This is a genomic window from Enterococcus sp. M-BR2, assembly GCF_056612775.1.
This window is the reverse complement of record NZ_CM152743.1, coordinates 1420508-1437255: the sequence shown is the minus strand read 5'-3', so window position 1 is coordinate 1437255 and position 16748 is coordinate 1420508. Positions and strand designations below refer to the sequence as shown.

Here is a 16748-nt window from a genome sequence, read left to right as displayed (position 1 = left end):
TGACATATTAATTTATATAACAAAGGAGAAAAGGAAAATGGAAGAACAAATTTTATCAATCTTAGAAGAAATAACAGGAACAGATGAAGTAAGAAAAAATCGTGATATTGATCTATTTGATGAAGGTTTGCTTGATTCTTTAGCATCTGTGCAATTATTAGTCGAGCTAGACGGAGAGTTGGATATCCAAGTCCCAGTCTCTGAATTCGAGCGGGAGGATTGGTGCACACCGAATAAAATCATTCAACAAGCAACTGCATTGAAGGGTTGAGTATGAAAAAGAAACTCTTTGCTATTTTTGGACCTGTTGTTCTCGCTTTTGGTCTGCTTGCCCTATTTTTCACTTCTTCCTATCGAGTAAATATTGATAACCCGGAAGTAATCAAGCGAGCGTCTTCATCTATGTCAGCAAATGTACTAAAGGGCGATGCAATAAAAAACAAAGCTTTGTCTGAAAAACAATATATCCCCTTTTTTGGGTCGAGTGAATTAAGCAGGATCAGTCCATTCCATCCGTCTGTTTTGGCTGAAAAATATGATAGAGGTTATCGTCCTTTCTTGCTAGGAGCGCCGGGAACACAATCATTAAGTCAATATATGATGATGCGATCTGCAGGGGATGATTTGAAAAACAAAAAAGTGGTGTTTATTATCTCGCCTCAATGGTTTGTAAAAGATGGTGTAAAAACAGATTATTTCAACACTTACTATTCTGAACTTCAGACCTATGATTGGTTGTTCTCATTGAAAAAAGTCACATCAGCTGATCGCTATTTAGCTAGAAGACTATTAACTTTTTCAAAAGTAAAAGAGAACGATACGCTGACAGGAATTCTACAAACGATTAAAGAAGGAAAGTTACCTTTACCTGAATCTTTGGATCAGTTGCACAGCCAATGGAACATGTTGAAGCGTGAGGATGAGATATTCAGTGATATCGGTTTGAAAGATCGTCAGCAAAAAATCGATCATGAATCAAAACGATTACCAGATCACTATCAAGAAACAGAATTATCCATTTTGGCAGATAAGATTGGAAAACAAGAAACGACAAATAATCCATTTGGTTTGAAAAACGATTTTTACACACATCGTATCCGATCCCACGAGCCAGAACTCAAACAGTCACAAAAAGATTGGGATTATCGTTTTTCACCAGAATTTTCTGATTTTCAGCTAATCTTGGATCAATTAGCAAAAAATCATAATGAAGTGTTGTTTATCATTCCACCGGTTAACGAGAAATGGAGCGATTATACCGGACTATCTCAAGAAATGCTACAAGGATTTGCCAAAAAAATCAAATTTCAATTAAATAGCCAAGGATTCAATCGAATAGCTGATTTTGTCAATCAAGCTGGTACCAATTATTTTATGGAAGATACGATCCATTTAGGGTGGAAAGGCTGGCTAGCCGCAGATCAACAGATTAGACCGTTCTTAGAAGAAAACCAGCTTCCTAGTAGGTACCATCTCGATGATGCTTTTTTCAGCAAAGCTTGGCAACAACAAGTACCAGATAAACTACGATTAAAATAAATAAAACAGGTGGAGGATATCTGCCTGTTTTATTTATTTTAGAATATTCTGAAATAAACAGTAAAAATACCAAGTTAGCCTGAACAAAAAACAAAAGCAATGGTATAATCACAATATGAATATAGAAATGGGGGAAAACATTTGGATACAAAAGAAGAACAGCTACTAATTGATTTGACTTCTGCAAAAGGAGTACCTGGGAATGAAGAAGAGGTAAGAGAAGTATTCAGAGAATATGCTAAACCATTCGCTGATGATATTTTTTATGACGGATTAGGCAGTGTGATTGCAAAGCATGGCGCTGGCGGAGGACCAAAAGTCTTTATTTCTGGTCATATGGACGAAGTTGGTTTTATGGTAACAAAAATAACCGAAAAAGGCTTCTTGGAATTCCAAACACTTGGAGGCTGGTGGGGACAAGTGATGCTTGCTCAGCAAGTTGAAATCAAAACACGAGAAGGAAAAATCATTCACGGGGTAATTGGTTCAAAACCACCGCATGTTTTAACACCTCAAGTAAGAAATAAACCATATGAAATCAAAGATATGTTTATTGATATCGGTGCATCAAACCAAGAAGAAGCCAAAGAGTGGGGCATACGTCCGGGAGATATGGTCACCCCATATATTGAATATAAACGAATGAACGGCAGTAAGTATTTACTGGCAAAAGCATGGGATAATCGGATAGGGACAGCTGTTTCTTTGCGAGTATTGGAGAATCTATCTAAAGAAGCACATCCAAATGTTTTATTTGCAGGAAGCGATGTGCAAGAAGAAGTGGGCTTGCGAGGCGCTCGAACAAGCACGCACCTTGTAAATCCGGATATTGCTTTTGCTTTAGATACTGGTACAGCAGGTGATACTCCAGGAATGACACCAAAAGAAGCAGATTCGGTTTTAGGAAAAGGTCCACAGATTTTGATTTTTGATGCATCGATGATTCCGCACAAAAAATTATTGAATTTCGTTATCGATGTAGCAGAGGAAATGGCTATCCCATTCCAATATACAGTGATCTCTGGCGGTGGAACGGATGCAGGACAAATGCATTTGACAAGAGACGGCGTTCCTTCTGTAGCCATTACTGTTCCTGTTCGTTATTTGCATTCCCACACATCAGTGATCCATGAAGATGATTATTTGAATACAGTGAAGCTAGTTACTGAGTTAGTGAAACGACTTGATAGTGAAACAGTTGAAAAAATCCGGAGTTATGAATAATGAATAATAAAATACCTATTTCTGAATATCGAAAAAAAGCGCGAGCTTCTTTGGAGAATCAATGGGGAATCAATGCTTGGCTTGTTTTCTTATCCATATTGTTCACGAGCGTCATACAGAATTTTTTTGACGGTTTCAGTCCTTTTACGGAAGAAAGCATGCAGCAAAACCTATTGAGTTTTCTAATCGATAATTTGCTGTTATTCGCATTCAACTATGCATTGTTTTATATTGCGTTAGTAGTTGTACGAGGTGGCAGACCAAAAAGCAATCTTCTATTTTCAGTTTTCCAAAAAAAATATTTTGGTTCGATACTTGTCATCAATTTGATTAATTCAATCATCAACTGGTTGCTCAACAGTTTGATCTTTCTGCCCATGTTTTTAATCAGCGGAGTGAGTGCTTATACGCAGTTGCTTTTCAATTCAAGTACGGTACCTACGGATGTCATGCCAGGAGATTTTCTTGATATCAGCTTTGTTTTATCAACGGTAGGGATGATTTTTGTTTCAGCACTTATCATGAGCATCGTTGGCGGATTGTTCCAATTTGCTGCATGGACGAAGTTCGACTATCCTGATTTGTCGGTCGTACAATGCTTAAAATATGGCTGGTTCTTATTGAAAGATAGAATCGGTACGTATATTTTGTTGCAACTATCTTTTATCGGCTGGTATTTGTTAGGGGCAATCGCTTTATTCATCGGTCTTTTGTGGGTCATCGTTTATGTGAATGTATCAGTTGCAGAATTTTATGAACAAGCACGGATTGAAAAAGGTGGTCCAGAAGCCTATTTTGCTTAATCTGTAAGCAGTTTATTCATTAGAAAAATAACTTTTGTGGTAGGATAAATCTTTGAGGGGGAATATATGATGAAATTAACTGTTTTAGGCTGCTTAGGGGCGTATCCTTATAAAAATCAAGGGACAACAGGTTATTTACTTCAATCTGACGGTTTCAACTTGTTGATTGATGCAGGTAGTGCTACGCTCATCAAATTACAAGAACATCTTGATCCACTTGATTTGGATGCTGTGATCCTTAGCCATTATCATCATGATCATATTGCTGACCTTGGTGTATTACAGTATTACTGGCAACTTCATCCCAAGAGAGATCCGGAGACATTGCTTTCAATTTACGGGCACACAAAAGATTCTGTCCACTTTGAAGAATTGACGATGGCGAATGTCTCAAAAGGACATCCTTATTTTGAAGCCGAAGAATTAAAAATTGGTCCTTTTCTGATTACTTTTATGGAAACAATCCATCCAGTAGTATGTTACGCCATGCGAATCGTAGAAGAAGCAACGGGGAAAGTATTCGTATTTACAGGAGATTCAGGTTATTTGGAAAGTTTCGCTGATTTTGCGAAAGAGGCTGATTTGTTTCTAGCAGATACCTATCTATTTGAAGGAAATGAACATCATCATGCACATTTCACTTCAAAAGAAGCTGGAGAACTGGCGAAATCAGCTAACGTAAAGAAACTTGTACTTACCCATCTACCTCAGTTTGGCGACTTAGAACAATTGAAAAATGAAGCGCAAAAAGCAGCAGGTAAAGGGATAGATGTAGAACTTGCTGCAGTTGACAAAGTGTTTGACATTTAGGAGGAAGAACATGATTTTTGTACCAAATGAAAACCACGACCCAAGAATCAATTTAGCAATTGAACAATACTTGTTGCAAGAAATGCCATTATATGAACCCATTTTGCTCTTTTATATCAATGAACCTTCAATCATCATCGGTAGGAATCAGAACACGATTGAAGAAATCAATCGAGATTATGTGGAAGAACATGGTATTCATGTGGTCCGCCGTCTAAGTGGAGGCGGAGCTGTCTACCATGATTTTGGGAACTTGAACTTTAGTTTTATTATGCCTGATGATGGTGATTCCTTCCGTGATTTTGCGAAAGTAACACAACCAATCATCCAAGCACTTCATGAATTGGGTGTTGCCGGGGCTGAGTTGAAAGGCCGAAATGATTTAGTCATTGATGGTATGAAATTTTCCGGTAATGCGATGTATGCTACCAACGGCCGGATGTTTGCTCATGGAACGATCATGTTCGACTCTGATATCAATGAAGTAGTCAATGCATTAAAAGTAAAAAAAGACAAAATCGAATCAAAAGGAATCAAATCGATCCGTTCTCGTGTGACGAATATCAAACCGTTTCTTCCCGAAGAAAAACAAAAAATGACAACGGAAGAATTTCGTCAAGAAATCTTGTTGAAAATTTTTGGTGTAGAATCAGTAGAGGAAGTAAAAACATACGAATTGACCGACGAAGATTGGAAAAAAATCAATCGAATCTCTGAAGAATATTACCGAAATTGGGATTGGAATTACGGAAAGTCCCCAGATTTCAATTTCTCTCGTCAAAAACGTTTCTCTATCGGTTCGATCGAAGTCCACTTGAATGTATCAGAAGGAATGATTAAAGAAGCAAAAATCTTTGGTGATTTCTTCGGACTAGGAGATATCTCTGATGTCGAAAAAAAATTGGTGGGACAGAAATATGATAAAGAATCTCTATCAAAAATAGTTGACCAAATTGATGTGAAAAAATATTTTGGTGCGATAGAATCAGAAGAATTACTTACCTTACTTTATTAAAAACAAAAAGCAGCGGAATCCTTATGTATTGGATTCCACTGCTTTTTTATATAGAATTCGAGTAATTTCGGGAAAGCTGAACAGTGACCCGATCAATCAATGTATCTTTTTCCTGCGTTAGTGTTCCAGTGTAACGATCTGCCACATCTTTCATCATCATCAAATCAAAGCGTTCCTGATCATCTAATTCTTCTGTGATACCTCGACTAAATATATTCGTATCATAATGTGCACTATGTTCGCAACAAATGACGAAATGATTCTCTTGCTCATATATCGACAAATGAATTTTTCGATACAGCGGATTTTCGATGGCATGAGTTTCTCTAAAGGAATGCTCTAGGGCATGAATCAAAAGCTGGGCTAGATCATCATCTTTGATAGGAAGCTCCTCCGGAAGTTCTGCTTCGAAGATGATCTGGATATTCCGTTTATCAGCTAACTGTTGATAGCGCGCGAAAATCAGATTTGTCATCTGATGATTGCAAAAAGAACACAGCATTTCAAAATTTTTTGCTTCTTCCAAGATTGTTTCCACATATTTTTTTGCTTTTACTTGATCCGTATGCATTAAGTCTTGCAGATTTTCCATTTCCTGAACAAATTCTAAACGAAGCGTATTTACTTCTTGGATATGCTGTCGCAGTTGCTCATAATGCTGTTCCAGCAAATCGTTTTTGATTTTTAAGAAATCTACTTGTCTTCGGTCTTTATCTGTGTTCAGAATGTGGTCAATCAGATTGTAACTGATAATAACAATCAAAATAATAATGAATAAAATCGTAGACCAATTGATCGTCGTTTGATAAATACCTAGTGCTGTTTGGATATAAATCAAGCAGTGGATAATGGCAACCAAGACGATCCAAGGTGTACAAACTACATAAAAACGATTGTTCTTATATGCTTCACCAATGCAGGTAAGCGAAGTGACTAGAGTACTGATAACACTAGCTATATTAGCAATTGGCATCAATTCAGGAAGTTCAGCAGAAGTAAAAGCTGCATAAAGCAGAACACCAGAAAAGATCGAAAGTTGGATTATACAAAAAATCCCATACCATTTTTTATAATAAATCATCCGGCTCCAATAATAGCAGATAATGAAAGACGAGGTTAGGATAATAAATAAATGAGATAAAAAAGAGTGAACGAATGGTTCAAAAAGGATGCCACTTAAAATATCTTCTGAAACAGCTTCAAATCCTAATGCCAAAGCAAAGCAGCTTAAGATAATCAGCGAGTATTCAAGCCGTTTTTGTTTGTACATCAAGTAGATAGTATAGATAAACGTCCCAATAGCAATGAAAACTGCAATGATCATCGTTAATACTTGTGGTACTGATTGAGAATAGATAAAACCGATTAACGGACCAGTTGTACCCAGATAGACTTTCGGCGGTAACCCAGCGTAGTTCTGATAAGGAGATGAGACAGAGATCATCAATTTTTTTCCGATGTAATCTGATGGTAAATCTATCACAGCCAGTGATAGTCCAGGGTTGCTTTCTGCGTCGTAATCTTCCCGTTGGTATAAAATGTTTCCGTTTAGATACACAGTAATCCATTGATGATTTCCTTTGATTAGTAAATTTGCTTCGTTCAACGGTTTCTCAAGTGTCGTTTCCATAATAAATGTTTCGTCTTTGTCTACGGTAGGAATCGTACGAGTGTACTTGCTGTCAAACTTAAAATCAGGATCATCTTTTGAATAGAAAACCCATGAATCTTTTATTTCTTTCATTTGATTACTATTAGCAGGAGAGAAGATAAAATAGAAGAAATAAGCAATCCCTGCTAAAAATAACACTGATAATATAATTATTATGCTCCATTTTATGCGCATATAGAAAGATTCTTTTTTATTATATATGTTATTAAAAAAAGCCATAAAGGTATTCCTTTCTAAAACTTGTAATTTTAGGGTAAACGTTTTTTTAACTATCGTCAATTATTTATAATAAAAAATGAGATAAAGATGAGGAAATAGAATCAAAAAACGTCGTTGTCATAAAAATGTGTTTTTACAGTTATAATTTGAAAAAAATTTATCGTTATTATATGATTAAGAAGGATTGAAGAAAGAAAGGAGCTGAAAACGATGCCTGATTATAAAAAAATAACTTTTGTTAGTTCTGTAACACTGATTATATTTTTAATACTTATTCTTCTCGTCGTCTTGGTTCCTCGAATTTTTGGATTGACTCCTTACATTATTGAGGATAGAGAAATGAACCCATATTATGCACAAGGAAATCTGATATATGTACGACCAAAAAATACAGATGAGATTTTAGTCGGAGATATTATTACATATTATGAAAATTCAGGTAAAAAAATCTCGACACGTCGCGTAATAGCCATTGAAAACAACTACAACGACTTTTATACAAAAGCTGACACACGGACTTATATCGAGCCTGGAGTAGTAAAAAAGAGAAATATTATCGGTAGTCCAATCTTCCAGATTCCATATATTGGTCTGGTCCTTTCAAAAACAGCATTTGCATGGATCCAGGGGTTATTCTTTACGATTGCTTTTTGCTTAACAGGAATCACAGCTTGGAATACTTTTGTAGAGTTGAAGAAGAAGCGGAGACGAACACAGAAATTTTTGTGAGAATGTTGAAAAAGACAAATATATTCAAGAGATACCACTACTCTTCTGAACGAGTGATACGGAAAACACTAATACAGCTTGTAGATTTAGCTAGTTGTTCGTATAATGTGTAAAGAGGAGGAGTAGTATGCGCAATGAAATGATGCATCGTCCTGTAGTCAAAGAAGAACTATTGGACTTTATGCGTACCCAGCAAAAAAAATTACCGGGTGAGTTAGGCAAATTGGAAGAAGAAGCTCATGTAGCAGAAGTACCGGTTATTCCCCACGAAACAGTTGTATTTTTGAAATTTTTACTTGGACAAATTCAGCCTGAACGAATCTTAGAGATCGGTGCAGCTATCGGTTTTTCATCAAGTGTCATGGCGACAACAATCGGAGAAAACGCTCATGTTACGACCATTGATCGTTTCGATGTCATGATCGAGAAAGCGAAAAAAAACTATGAACGTCTAGGATTGACAGATAAAGTAACCTTGCTTGAAGGGCAAGCCGCAGATATTTTGCCTGAGTTGTCTGGTCCATATGACTTTATTTTTATGGATAGTGCAAAATCAAAATATATTGAATTTTTACCTGAATGTTTGCGTTTGTTACGAAAAGGTGGCGTTTTGATGGTAGATGATATTTTCCAAGGAGGGACGATCTTGCTCCCTGATGAAGAGATTCCTCGTGGCAAACGAGCTATCCATCGTAAATTAAATGAATTCCTTCGTGTCGTGATGAACCATCCTGATTTGACATCGACCATCTTACCATTAGGCGATGGTGTAATCTTAATGACAAAAGAATCAGAAGAAATCGATTTGTGATACATGATTATGACAATCAGTAAGTGATTGATTATATCAAGGAATCCATCTAAATTTGATGTGAAAGAAACTGTATTTGTAAAACAACTGAAGGAAATAGTGAATAGATTGAAATAAACAGGAGTAAGCATGAAGACAGTGCAACTCCTGTTTTCGACTGATAACCTTAGAATAGATGGAATCGAATGTGTCTTTTCAAAGGATTGATTTGGTAGTTGAATTAAAATAATTGGCTATTTGCTAATTAAATAACTATTTCGTATTGACAGAAGCAATTTAATTATCTATAATTATTGATGTTCCGCTGATTCCTGTCATAGTAGCTCAGCTGGATAGAGCATCCGCCTTCTAAGCGGACGGTCGGGGGTTCGAATCCCTCCTGTGACGCTAAAAAACCGGTAGAAACCTCAGTTTCTACCGGTTTTTCTTTGTTTTTTGTGCCAATATTGTTTGTTTTCAAAGGCAAATAAAATAAAAAAAACATCTTTATCTAGTACAATTATAGGAAGTAAAAATAAAATCCATCAGAAAGAGGAAGCAAATATGTCAATGTTATCAAAATTTTTAGTCACTCTAGTGGCCATCGAATTTTTTTATATCATGTACATCGAAACAGTAAGAACTGATTCCGATACGACAAGCAGAGTTTTTAAAATGAATAAAGAAGAATTAAGCAGAAAATCTGTTCAAACATTATTTAAGAATCAAGGAGTATACAATGGACTATTAGGAGTTGGACTACTTTACGGAGCTTACCTTTCTTCCGCACCTAAAGAAATTACAAGTATGCTGTTGCTATCAATTTTTATTGTTGCATTGTATGGAAGTCTGACTAGCGATCGTTGGATTTTACTAAAACAAGGTGGGTTAGCTCTGCTGGCCTTGCTTTCTATTTTCTTCTAAATGTAGAAAAACAAGGATTTATTGGACAAGAAACTTTGTGAAAAATATTACTTTATCTCATGAAATATGCTATTCTAATGAATGGTATTTTAGAAAATTTCATGAAAAGGAGTTAGATAGGTGTTCAAAAATTATGTTTTATCACTAAAAAAAGAATTTTCAGGTTATGATCTTTCAAGATTTCAGAAAGATCTTTTGGCTGGAATCACAGTAGCTGCTGTAGCATTGCCTTTAGCCTTGGCTTTTGGGGTATCAAGCGGAGCCGATGCGTCCGCAGGTTTGATTACGGCTATCATTGCCGGTCTCGTTATTGGCGGTTTATCAGGCGGTTTTTATCAAATATCAGGTCCGACAGGCGCAATGGCAGCTATTCTAATGTCTATTGCGGCAACAAAGGGAATGCAAGGTGTGTTGCTTGCTACTTTTTTGGCTGGTCTATTTTTACTTGTAGCAGGGCTTTTCCGATTAGGAACACTAACTTCTTTTATCCCAGCACCCGTAATCACAGGATTTACTTCAGGTATTGCTATTATTATTGCATTAGGTCAGATCGATAATTTATTTGGTGTTCATTCGGAAGGTACAAATGTTATTGAAAAGCTAAGTAGTTATCAAACACTAGGTTTTCCAATAAACATAGCATCTTTGATTATGGGAGGACTAGTCATTTTAGGGATGTTCATCTATCCGAAAAAATGGTCGAAACGAATGCCTAGTTCGCTGTTAGCCATCATTTTAGCAACAGTAGTTACGCTACTGTGTCATTTACCAGTAGACACTGTTGGTAACATCCCACAAACATTGATCAGCAGTAATCGCTTGGGCTTGGGAGATTTTAGCTTTTCTGCCTTGCAACAAGTAGAAGTTCCGGCTATTAGCATTGCTCTGTTAGGGATGATTGAGAGCTTATTATGTGGTGCTTCTGCTGGTCGAATGGCAAATAAATCATTAGACAGTAACCAAGAATTAGTGGCACAAGGGGTGGGAAATCTATTGCTTCCTTTTTTTGGCGGGATTCCTGCTACTGCAGCCATTGCTCGTACAAGTGTGGCCATCAAATCTGGCGCACAAACCAGATTAGCTGGCATGATCCATGCAGTTGTCTTGTTGCTTTCCATGCTTGTTTTTGCGCCAGTGATGTCACAGATTCCGATGCCGGCACTTGCAGGTGTTTTGATCGTGACGGCTTGGCGTATGAATGAATGGAGAACGATTAAGGAGCTATTTGTTCATAAATATTGGTCAGCTATTCTATTGTTTGTTCTTACAATGATTTGTACAGTGATCTTTGATTTAAGTATTGCTATTGTAATTGGGATTATCGGCGGTTGTGTATTTTTTGTTGTAAAAAGTGCGGCTATCACGATTTCATTAGAAACAATCGATTGGCAAAGAATAGGGCTGCCAGAAACGGAAAAGCTGAATAATTGGACAGTAGTGTACATTAGCGGTCCGCTGTTTTTCATGTCTTCAGAGAAACTAAAAAATAAATTGGAAGAACTAAACCATCACGACGGTGTCATCTTCTCCATGCGTGGCGTACCAAGTATTGATTTGACGGCACGCGCAATTTTTGATGAATTTCAAGAAAAAGCAGAACAGAGAGGACAAACGATTATCTATACTTCCTTGCAGCCGGAAGTAGAAAAACAACTTTCTCACTTATGGGAATATACATCCACACATCAACATCAAACAGTTGCCCATGCGTTGACAGCATTGCATGCGAAATATACTGCAATGAGCCATTAAAACAATGAAAAAGAACAGACAAGACTGTAAACTAACAATTTCACCGTCTTGTCTGTTCTTTTTAATCTTGTTGTAAAAGTGAAGCTAGTACTTGCCAATCTTGATGGATAACAGGTACAAGGGAACGATTATAGAAAATAGCTGCTGGATGAAAAAGTGGAAGGATACGGTAGTTTTTTTCTGACCATTCGTAGGCATCTTTTTGTTTTGTTAGCTGTAAGACGGGACCTGTATAGAGTTGACCATGGTTTTTGGTAACAGTATATTCTTTACCAAGTAATCGTTGCAGGCCGATATTTCCAAGTGTCGCAATTAATTTTGGCTGGACTTCCATCAGTTCGTAATCCAGTATCGGTGCGTGTGCAAATACTTCGGATCGCGTAGGTGTACGATTTGGATAAACAGTTTCTGTCTGTTGTGTCCGTTTATTGATCCGATGGGTCACGCGATACGGGCGACTCCGTACAGCACTGGTGATATAGACATCTTCTCGTGTTAAACCAGTGGAAGAAAGTGCCTGCATCAATTCTTTTCCAGCTTGTCCGCTAAAAGGGATGTGTGTATCAATCTCTGTTTTTCCTGGGGCTTCTCCTACAAGCATTAATTTAGGATGAAGAGGTCCTTGCCCAGCGACAAATCCTTCTACAGGACGGCCGTTCATCCTTAAAGAAGCCTCTAGTATCAATTCTGTTGGGTATTCCATTCGTGCTCCTCCTTTTTCTTTTATTATAAGAAGAAAAGAAACACAATGCGACTATTTTATTTAGCAGAAACGAAGAGGAAAGAAAAGCAGGAGCACGATTGTTTAAATCTTTATTTCATTTTTTGACTTTAAATTTAGTTGACGAACAGCGGCTGTTCTGGTAAGCTAGTACTGTTGTAATTGTGGACTCCACAGCTACAACCGCTCAGAACAAGTAATAAGCACAGCAGATGCTGTCACTTCGGATGGCGAGTCTAAGTATATCAGAAGGAGGTGCTTTATAGCATGTACGCAATTATTAAAACTGGTGGTAAACAAGTAAAAGTTGAAGTTGGACAAGCAATCTATGTTGAAAAACTTGACATTGAAGCAGGAGAAAAAGTTGTTTTTGACGAAGTTATCTTAGTAGGTGGCGAATCTACAAAAGTAGGCGCTCCAACTGTTGCAGGTGCAACTGTTGAAGGTACTGTTGAAAAACACGGCAAACAAAAGAAAGTCGTTACTTTCAAATACAAACCTAAAAAACATTCACACCGCAAACAAGGTCATCGTCAACCATATACAAAAGTGGTTATCGACGCGATCAACGCTTAATCAGCGTTTGAGAAAGAAGGCCTATATATGATCAAAGGAACATTTAAGCGAAATGACGCAGGTCAGATCGTTTCATTCACTTTGACCGGGCATGCTGATGCTGGTCCTTATGGAAGTGATATCGTTTGTGCAGGTGTTTCTGCGTTAGCGATCAGCACTGTCAACGGGATTGCCTCATTAGCCGGTTTTGAACCGATTGTTGAAATGAATGAAGAAGAAGGCGGTTATCTTTATACCGAAGTCACTTCAGGAATGACACAAGAACAAAACAATATTGCTGAGATTCTATTAGAAAATCTTTTATTAGGTTTACAATCAATAGAAGCTGAAAACTCAGAATATATCCAAATTAAAACAATCAATGATAAATAGGAGGTGCAGACCATGTTGTTATCTATGAATCTACAATTATTTGCCCACAAAAAAGGTGGCGGTTCTACATCTAACGGCCGTGACTCAGAATCAAAACGTCTAGGTGCTAAACGCGCTGATGGACAAACAGTTACAGGTGGATCAATTCTTTATCGTCAACGCGGTACAAAAATCTATCCAGGTGTAAACGTGGGTATCGGTGGAGACGACACTTTATTTGCAAAAGTTGATGGCGTAGTACGTTTCGAACGTAAAGGCCGTAACAAAAAACAAGTGTCTGTTTATCCAGTAGCTCAAGAAGCTTAATTGAAGCTTGCGATTAAAGAGGTTGTGACAAGACTTTTGTCACAACCTCTTTTTTGTTTATAAAAAAAGTTGGAATGAAGGATGCGAAGGTTGCCATGTCTTTTTACGCTTAAGATTTTTTTGCCATTTTGTAATCAGAATGTTTTGATAACTATTGTTTTTATTGATGAAAGCGATATCGTTTGCTATCAGCAGCATCATTGTAGGATAAATAGTGTTCTTTTTCTTGTTTCCGATATAAAAATGGAGTTGATATTTTGTGTTCTTTTATCTTCATTACGCTTGTCCCTTCGCTTGTTGTCAACGAAACAAAATCAGGTAAATAGTTGACGAAACGGAAATAAATACATAGTATTATGTTTTGAAGCCTAAGAACAACAGTCTATAGAAAAGGAGCGATACCATTGGCAAAACGCATGGACCGAATTTATATGTATGTCAAAGAAAAAACCGCTCATTTAACAAAGGCAGAATATGACCAAGGAGTAACGACACAAGAAATTGCTGAAGTGTTAGGAATCCAAAGAACGAATAGCAGTAAAGATCTGAATCAGCTAGTGCGCGAAGGAAAACTGATAAAGACAGATGGACGACCAGTACGTTACATATATCAAACACTCGCTACGCACGTAAAGCCAGCTGCAAAACATGTGGTCAGTTACAAAGAAACGCCGGTCTCTGAAGAAAAAAATACGCTCCAGATAGATACTAAGGATATCTTTGCAAAAATCATTGGAGCTAATGGTAGCATGAAAAACTCAGTGGAACAGGCAAAAGCTGCGATCTTGTATCCGCCAAGAGGATTAAATTGCTTGATTACAGGACCTACCGGATCAGGAAAGACTTATTTTGCGCACGCGATGTATCATTTTGCCAAAGCACATCATGTAATAGATGAGGAAACGGAACTGATTGTTTTCAATTGTGCTGATTACGCGAATAACCCTGAGCTTTTGATGAGCCATTTATTTGGGTATGCAAAAGGAGCCTTTACAGGTGCAGATGAAGAAAAAATGGGAATTATCGATCAAGCGGATGGTGGTATGTTATTTCTGGATGAAATTCACCGATTGCCTCCAGAAGGTCAAGAAATGATCTTTTACTTTATGGATCACGGGACTTACAGTCGACTTGGAGAAACAACGAAATCTCATGAAGCAAATGTACGAATCGTAGGTGCGACCACAGAAGATCCAGGCTCTTCGCTATTGGAAACTTTTGTTCGGCGTATCCCAATTAATATCAAACTTCCGGCTTTTGAAAAACGCCCTGCAAATGAGAAAGTCGATTTAGTAAAAATTATGATTGCCCACGAAGCGAACCGCACGCAACGAAAGATCTCTTTGACAGAAGATGTAGCAAAAGCACTGATTGGCAGTGTGACTTATGGGAATATAGGTCAATTGAAGTCGAATATCCAGTTAGTATGCGCACGAGGATTTCTAAATCATATGCAATCTCCCGAAATATCGATTACGATTGATGATTTGACAGAAGGGATTCGTAGCGGATTGATTCAATTAGCAAGCAACCGCAGTGCAATGGCAGAGCTTTCTAAAATATTGGAGCCAAAGATAACTGTAGCACCAAACGATACAATCATGAAAATCCAATCAGACTCCTATGAATTACCTTATAATCTATATGATATCATCGGAGATAAAGCAGCTTTGCTGAAGTCGGATGGGTTGGACCAAGAAGCAATCAATCACTTTATTTCTACAGATATCAACATCCATCTGAAGTCTTTTTATAAAGACCATGGGTTTTCTTTTAATGCAGATAGCAAATTAGCAGAATTTGTAGATCCAAAAATCATAGAAGTGACCAATCAGATTTATGTAATGGTCAAAAGATCTTTACCATATGACTTTCAGCAAAACTTTATTTATGCTATGAGCTTGCATATCAGTTCGTTTTTGAAAAAGATCAATTTAGGAGAAGAACGGCATACGAATGATAATATCCGTGAGATGGCATTTGATTTTCCAGATGAATATGCTGTTGCGAAAGAAGTGCGTAGTTATATAGAAACGTATTTTCAAGTGGATATTCCAGAAAGTGAAGACTACTACTTGACTGTTCTACTCGTCTCGTTACGGGCGAACCAAGCAAGCGGCAGAATCGGTGTAGTCGTTGCAGCTCACGGAAACAGTACAGCGAGCAGTATGGTTCAGGTTGTCCAACAGTTGTTAGATGCAGAGAACGTACGAGCAGTAGACATGCCGTTGGATATGGATCCGAAAACAGCTTTAGACCGCATTGAACGCAATGTACAAGAAGTAGATGAAGGAAGCGGGGTCATACTATTAGTGGATATGGGGTCCCTCGCCTCATTTAATTCGCAAATTCAGCGAGACACCGGGATACCTGTACGTACCGTTGACATGGTAACAACTTCTCTAGTTTTGGAAACTGTACGAAAGGTCTCTGTATTAGGGACAGATTTAGATATGTTGCATGAATCATTGAAGAATTTTCGAGGTTACGCAGAAATATCTTCTGTAGAACCTGTCCGGGAAACAAAACCTATCCATAAGAAAAAAGCTGTTTTGGCCATTTGTGCATCTGGCGAAGGTACAGCGCAAAGAATCAAAGAATTGATCGAACGAGCGGTAAATAAGCGTCAAGAAACAGAATTAGAAGTTCTAGCTTTGTCGATTGTGGAAGTGAAAGAAGAATTGCCAGTTATCCAAAAAGAATATCAGATCATAGCAACTACTGGAATTACTGATTTGAATATCCAAGCACCATTTATTCCTTTAGAGCGCTTCATTGATCAAAATATCGAAGTCATTTTGGATCAGTTGCTTATGGAATCAGAAATGGAAGAAACTGAGTTCATCTCGCTAGATGAAGAGACAGCTAAAAAAACATGTGTTGAATTTATCTCTGAGAACTTCATCTTTATCAATGGTAGTAAACTAATTGATCCAATGTGGCAATTTTCTACACAAATCTCTCAGACGATGGGAATTGGCAATGAAGAATATGGCTTTAAGATCAACTTAGTGATGCACACAGCAGGAATGATCGAACGGATTATTCGAAATGAAACGTTGATGGTGGAACAAAACGAATTGACGAATATAACGAGTGATCCTCTTTATAATCAATTAACAGCCTCGGTTGTCCTGCTAGAAGATAAGATAAAAGTAAAAGTGCCAATAGAAGAAATGTATTATCTGCTACGTCTAGTGCATAATCAGCTAGATAAAAAAGAATACACTATGCCTTAAATACACAAAAACGATACACTTTTATAGTGTATCGTTTTTGTGTATTGGTTAAGAATC

The 16748-nt window shown here is 37.4% G+C and carries 16 protein-coding genes, 1 tRNA gene and 1 other annotated feature; of the genes, 15 read left to right on the top strand and 2 right to left on the bottom strand.

Translation table 11 applies throughout. From position 1 onward, the window contains the following. Positions 1 to 37 precede the first annotated feature (37 nt). The 6 genes from dltC (at position 38) to lplA (ending at position 5391) form a co-directional block, all read left to right on the top strand. Positions 38 to 271, top strand: coding sequence for a D-alanine--poly(phosphoribitol) ligase subunit DltC (gene dltC / locus AC1F25_RS07020; protein WP_002310246.1), 234 nt, complete (start codon positions 38 to 40; stop codon positions 269 to 271). A gap of 2 nt (positions 272 to 273) precedes the next feature. Continuing rightward, entirely contained in the window at positions 274 to 1539 is a 1266-nt protein-coding gene (dltD, locus tag AC1F25_RS07015) for a D-alanyl-lipoteichoic acid biosynthesis protein DltD (RefSeq protein WP_002316928.1), read from the top strand. A gap of 141 nt (positions 1540 to 1680) precedes the next feature. Continuing rightward, on the top strand, positions 1681 to 2763 hold the full coding sequence (locus AC1F25_RS07010) for a M42 family metallopeptidase (protein WP_002310248.1): 1083 nt from the start codon (positions 1681 to 1683) through the stop codon (positions 2761 to 2763). Continuing rightward, on the top strand, positions 2763 to 3566 hold the full coding sequence (locus AC1F25_RS07005) for a DUF975 family protein (protein WP_002335415.1): 804 nt from the start codon (positions 2763 to 2765) through the stop codon (positions 3564 to 3566). The genes AC1F25_RS07010 and AC1F25_RS07005 overlap by 1 nt, the downstream gene beginning before the upstream one ends. 69 nt (positions 3567 to 3635) lie before the next feature. Beyond that, positions 3636 to 4376, top strand: a complete 741-nt coding sequence (locus AC1F25_RS07000) for an MBL fold metallo-hydrolase (protein WP_025477114.1) — start codon at positions 3636 to 3638, stop codon at positions 4374 to 4376. 10 nt (positions 4377 to 4386) lie between these two features. After that, positions 4387 to 5391 (top strand): lipoate--protein ligase, encoded by a 1005-nt coding sequence (gene lplA / locus AC1F25_RS06995; RefSeq protein WP_479993994.1) that lies wholly within the window; start codon positions 4387 to 4389, stop codon positions 5389 to 5391. Positions 5392 to 5437: 46 nt separating this feature from the next. On the opposite strand, the gene AC1F25_RS06990 is transcribed toward lplA, so the two are convergent. Then, positions 5438 to 7282 carry an ATP-binding protein gene (locus AC1F25_RS06990; RefSeq protein WP_479993993.1) on the bottom strand — a complete coding sequence of 615 codons (1845 nt, stop codon included), beginning with the start codon at positions 7280 to 7282 and terminating at the stop codon, positions 5438 to 5440. Positions 7283 to 7492: 210 nt separating this feature from the next. Here AC1F25_RS06990 and AC1F25_RS06985 point away from each other — a divergent pair, with 210 nt between their 5' ends. From AC1F25_RS06985 to AC1F25_RS06965, 5 genes are all read left to right on the top strand, one after another. Next, positions 7493 to 8011, top strand: coding sequence for a signal peptidase I (locus AC1F25_RS06985; protein ID WP_002292363.1), 519 nt, complete (start codon positions 7493 to 7495; stop codon positions 8009 to 8011). A 127-nt stretch (positions 8012 to 8138) separates the two neighbouring features. After that, the gene (locus AC1F25_RS06980; protein ID WP_002310254.1) at positions 8139 to 8822 is read left to right on the top strand and encodes an O-methyltransferase; all 684 of its coding nucleotides are present in this window, start codon (positions 8139 to 8141) and stop codon (positions 8820 to 8822) included. A 313-nt stretch (positions 8823 to 9135) separates the two neighbouring features. Then, positions 9136 to 9209: transfer RNA gene (locus AC1F25_RS06975), tRNA-Arg, on the top strand. A gap of 156 nt (positions 9210 to 9365) precedes the next feature. Next, on the top strand, positions 9366 to 9725 hold the full coding sequence (locus AC1F25_RS06970; protein ID WP_002310256.1) for a DUF1304 domain-containing protein: 360 nt from the start codon (positions 9366 to 9368) through the stop codon (positions 9723 to 9725). A gap of 120 nt (positions 9726 to 9845) precedes the next feature. Next, positions 9846 to 11477, top strand: a complete 1632-nt coding sequence (locus AC1F25_RS06965; RefSeq protein WP_151668642.1) for a SulP family inorganic anion transporter — start codon at positions 9846 to 9848, stop codon at positions 11475 to 11477. A 61-nt stretch (positions 11478 to 11538) separates the two neighbouring features. Here AC1F25_RS06965 and AC1F25_RS06960 read toward each other — a convergent pair whose 3' ends face one another. Continuing rightward, complete coding sequence (locus tag AC1F25_RS06960) at positions 11539 to 12180, bottom strand: uracil-DNA glycosylase (RefSeq protein ID WP_002310259.1); 642 nt, start codon at positions 12178 to 12180, stop codon at positions 11539 to 11541. A gap of 189 nt (positions 12181 to 12369) precedes the next feature. Continuing rightward, positions 12370 to 12446: a sequence feature (ribosomal protein L21 leader region), on the top strand. 19 nt (positions 12447 to 12465) lie between these two features. Here AC1F25_RS06960 and rplU point away from each other — a divergent pair. The 4 genes from rplU to AC1F25_RS06940 all read left to right on the top strand — a co-directional run bounded on the left by rplU (position 12466) and on the right by AC1F25_RS06940 (position 16691). Continuing rightward, positions 12466 to 12774, top strand: coding sequence for a 50S ribosomal protein L21 (gene rplU, locus AC1F25_RS06955; protein ID WP_479993249.1), 309 nt, complete (start codon positions 12466 to 12468; stop codon positions 12772 to 12774). A 27-nt stretch (positions 12775 to 12801) separates the two neighbouring features. Next, positions 12802 to 13146 (top strand): ribosomal-processing cysteine protease Prp, encoded by a 345-nt coding sequence (locus AC1F25_RS06950; protein WP_002289451.1) that lies wholly within the window; start codon positions 12802 to 12804, stop codon positions 13144 to 13146. 12 nt (positions 13147 to 13158) lie between these two features. After that, positions 13159 to 13452: a 50S ribosomal protein L27 gene (rpmA, locus tag AC1F25_RS06945; protein WP_002289452.1), complete on the top strand. Its 294-nt coding sequence runs from the start codon at positions 13159 to 13161 to the stop codon at positions 13450 to 13452. A 404-nt stretch (positions 13453 to 13856) separates the two neighbouring features. After that, on the top strand, positions 13857 to 16691 hold the full coding sequence (locus tag AC1F25_RS06940; protein WP_002314220.1) for a sigma-54-dependent transcriptional regulator: 2835 nt from the start codon (positions 13857 to 13859) through the stop codon (positions 16689 to 16691). Positions 16692 to 16748: the final 57 nt, after the last annotated feature.

Bases quoted from the DNA above. Each gene is read 5' to 3' on its own strand.
- dltC (WP_002310246.1), top strand. From the start codon at position 38: ATGGAAGAACAAATTTTATCAATCTTAGAAGAAATAACAGGAACAGAT.
- dltD (WP_002316928.1), top strand. From the start codon at position 274: ATGAAAAAGAAACTCTTTGCTATTTTTGGACCTGTTGTTCTCGCTTTT.
- AC1F25_RS07005 (WP_002335415.1), top strand. From the start codon at position 2,763: ATGAATAATAAAATACCTATTTCTGAATATCGAAAAAAAGCGCGAGCT.
- AC1F25_RS07000 (WP_025477114.1), top strand. From the start codon at position 3,636: ATGAAATTAACTGTTTTAGGCTGCTTAGGGGCGTATCCTTATAAAAAT.
- lplA (WP_479993994.1), top strand. From the start codon at position 4,387: ATGATTTTTGTACCAAATGAAAACCACGACCCAAGAATCAATTTAGCA.
- AC1F25_RS06990 (WP_479993993.1), bottom strand. From the start codon at position 7,282: ATGGCTTTTTTTAATAACATATATAATAAAAAAGAATCTTTCTATATG.
- AC1F25_RS06985 (WP_002292363.1), top strand. From the start codon at position 7,493: ATGCCTGATTATAAAAAAATAACTTTTGTTAGTTCTGTAACACTGATT.
- AC1F25_RS06980 (WP_002310254.1), top strand. From the start codon at position 8,139: ATGCGCAATGAAATGATGCATCGTCCTGTAGTCAAAGAAGAACTATTG.
- AC1F25_RS06970 (WP_002310256.1), top strand. From the start codon at position 9,366: ATGTCAATGTTATCAAAATTTTTAGTCACTCTAGTGGCCATCGAATTT.
- AC1F25_RS06960 (WP_002310259.1), bottom strand. From the start codon at position 12,180: ATGGAATACCCAACAGAATTGATACTAGAGGCTTCTTTAAGGATGAAC.
- rplU (WP_479993249.1), top strand. From the start codon at position 12,466: ATGTACGCAATTATTAAAACTGGTGGTAAACAAGTAAAAGTTGAAGTT.
- AC1F25_RS06950 (WP_002289451.1), top strand. From the start codon at position 12,802: ATGATCAAAGGAACATTTAAGCGAAATGACGCAGGTCAGATCGTTTCA.
- rpmA (WP_002289452.1), top strand. From the start codon at position 13,159: ATGTTGTTATCTATGAATCTACAATTATTTGCCCACAAAAAAGGTGGC.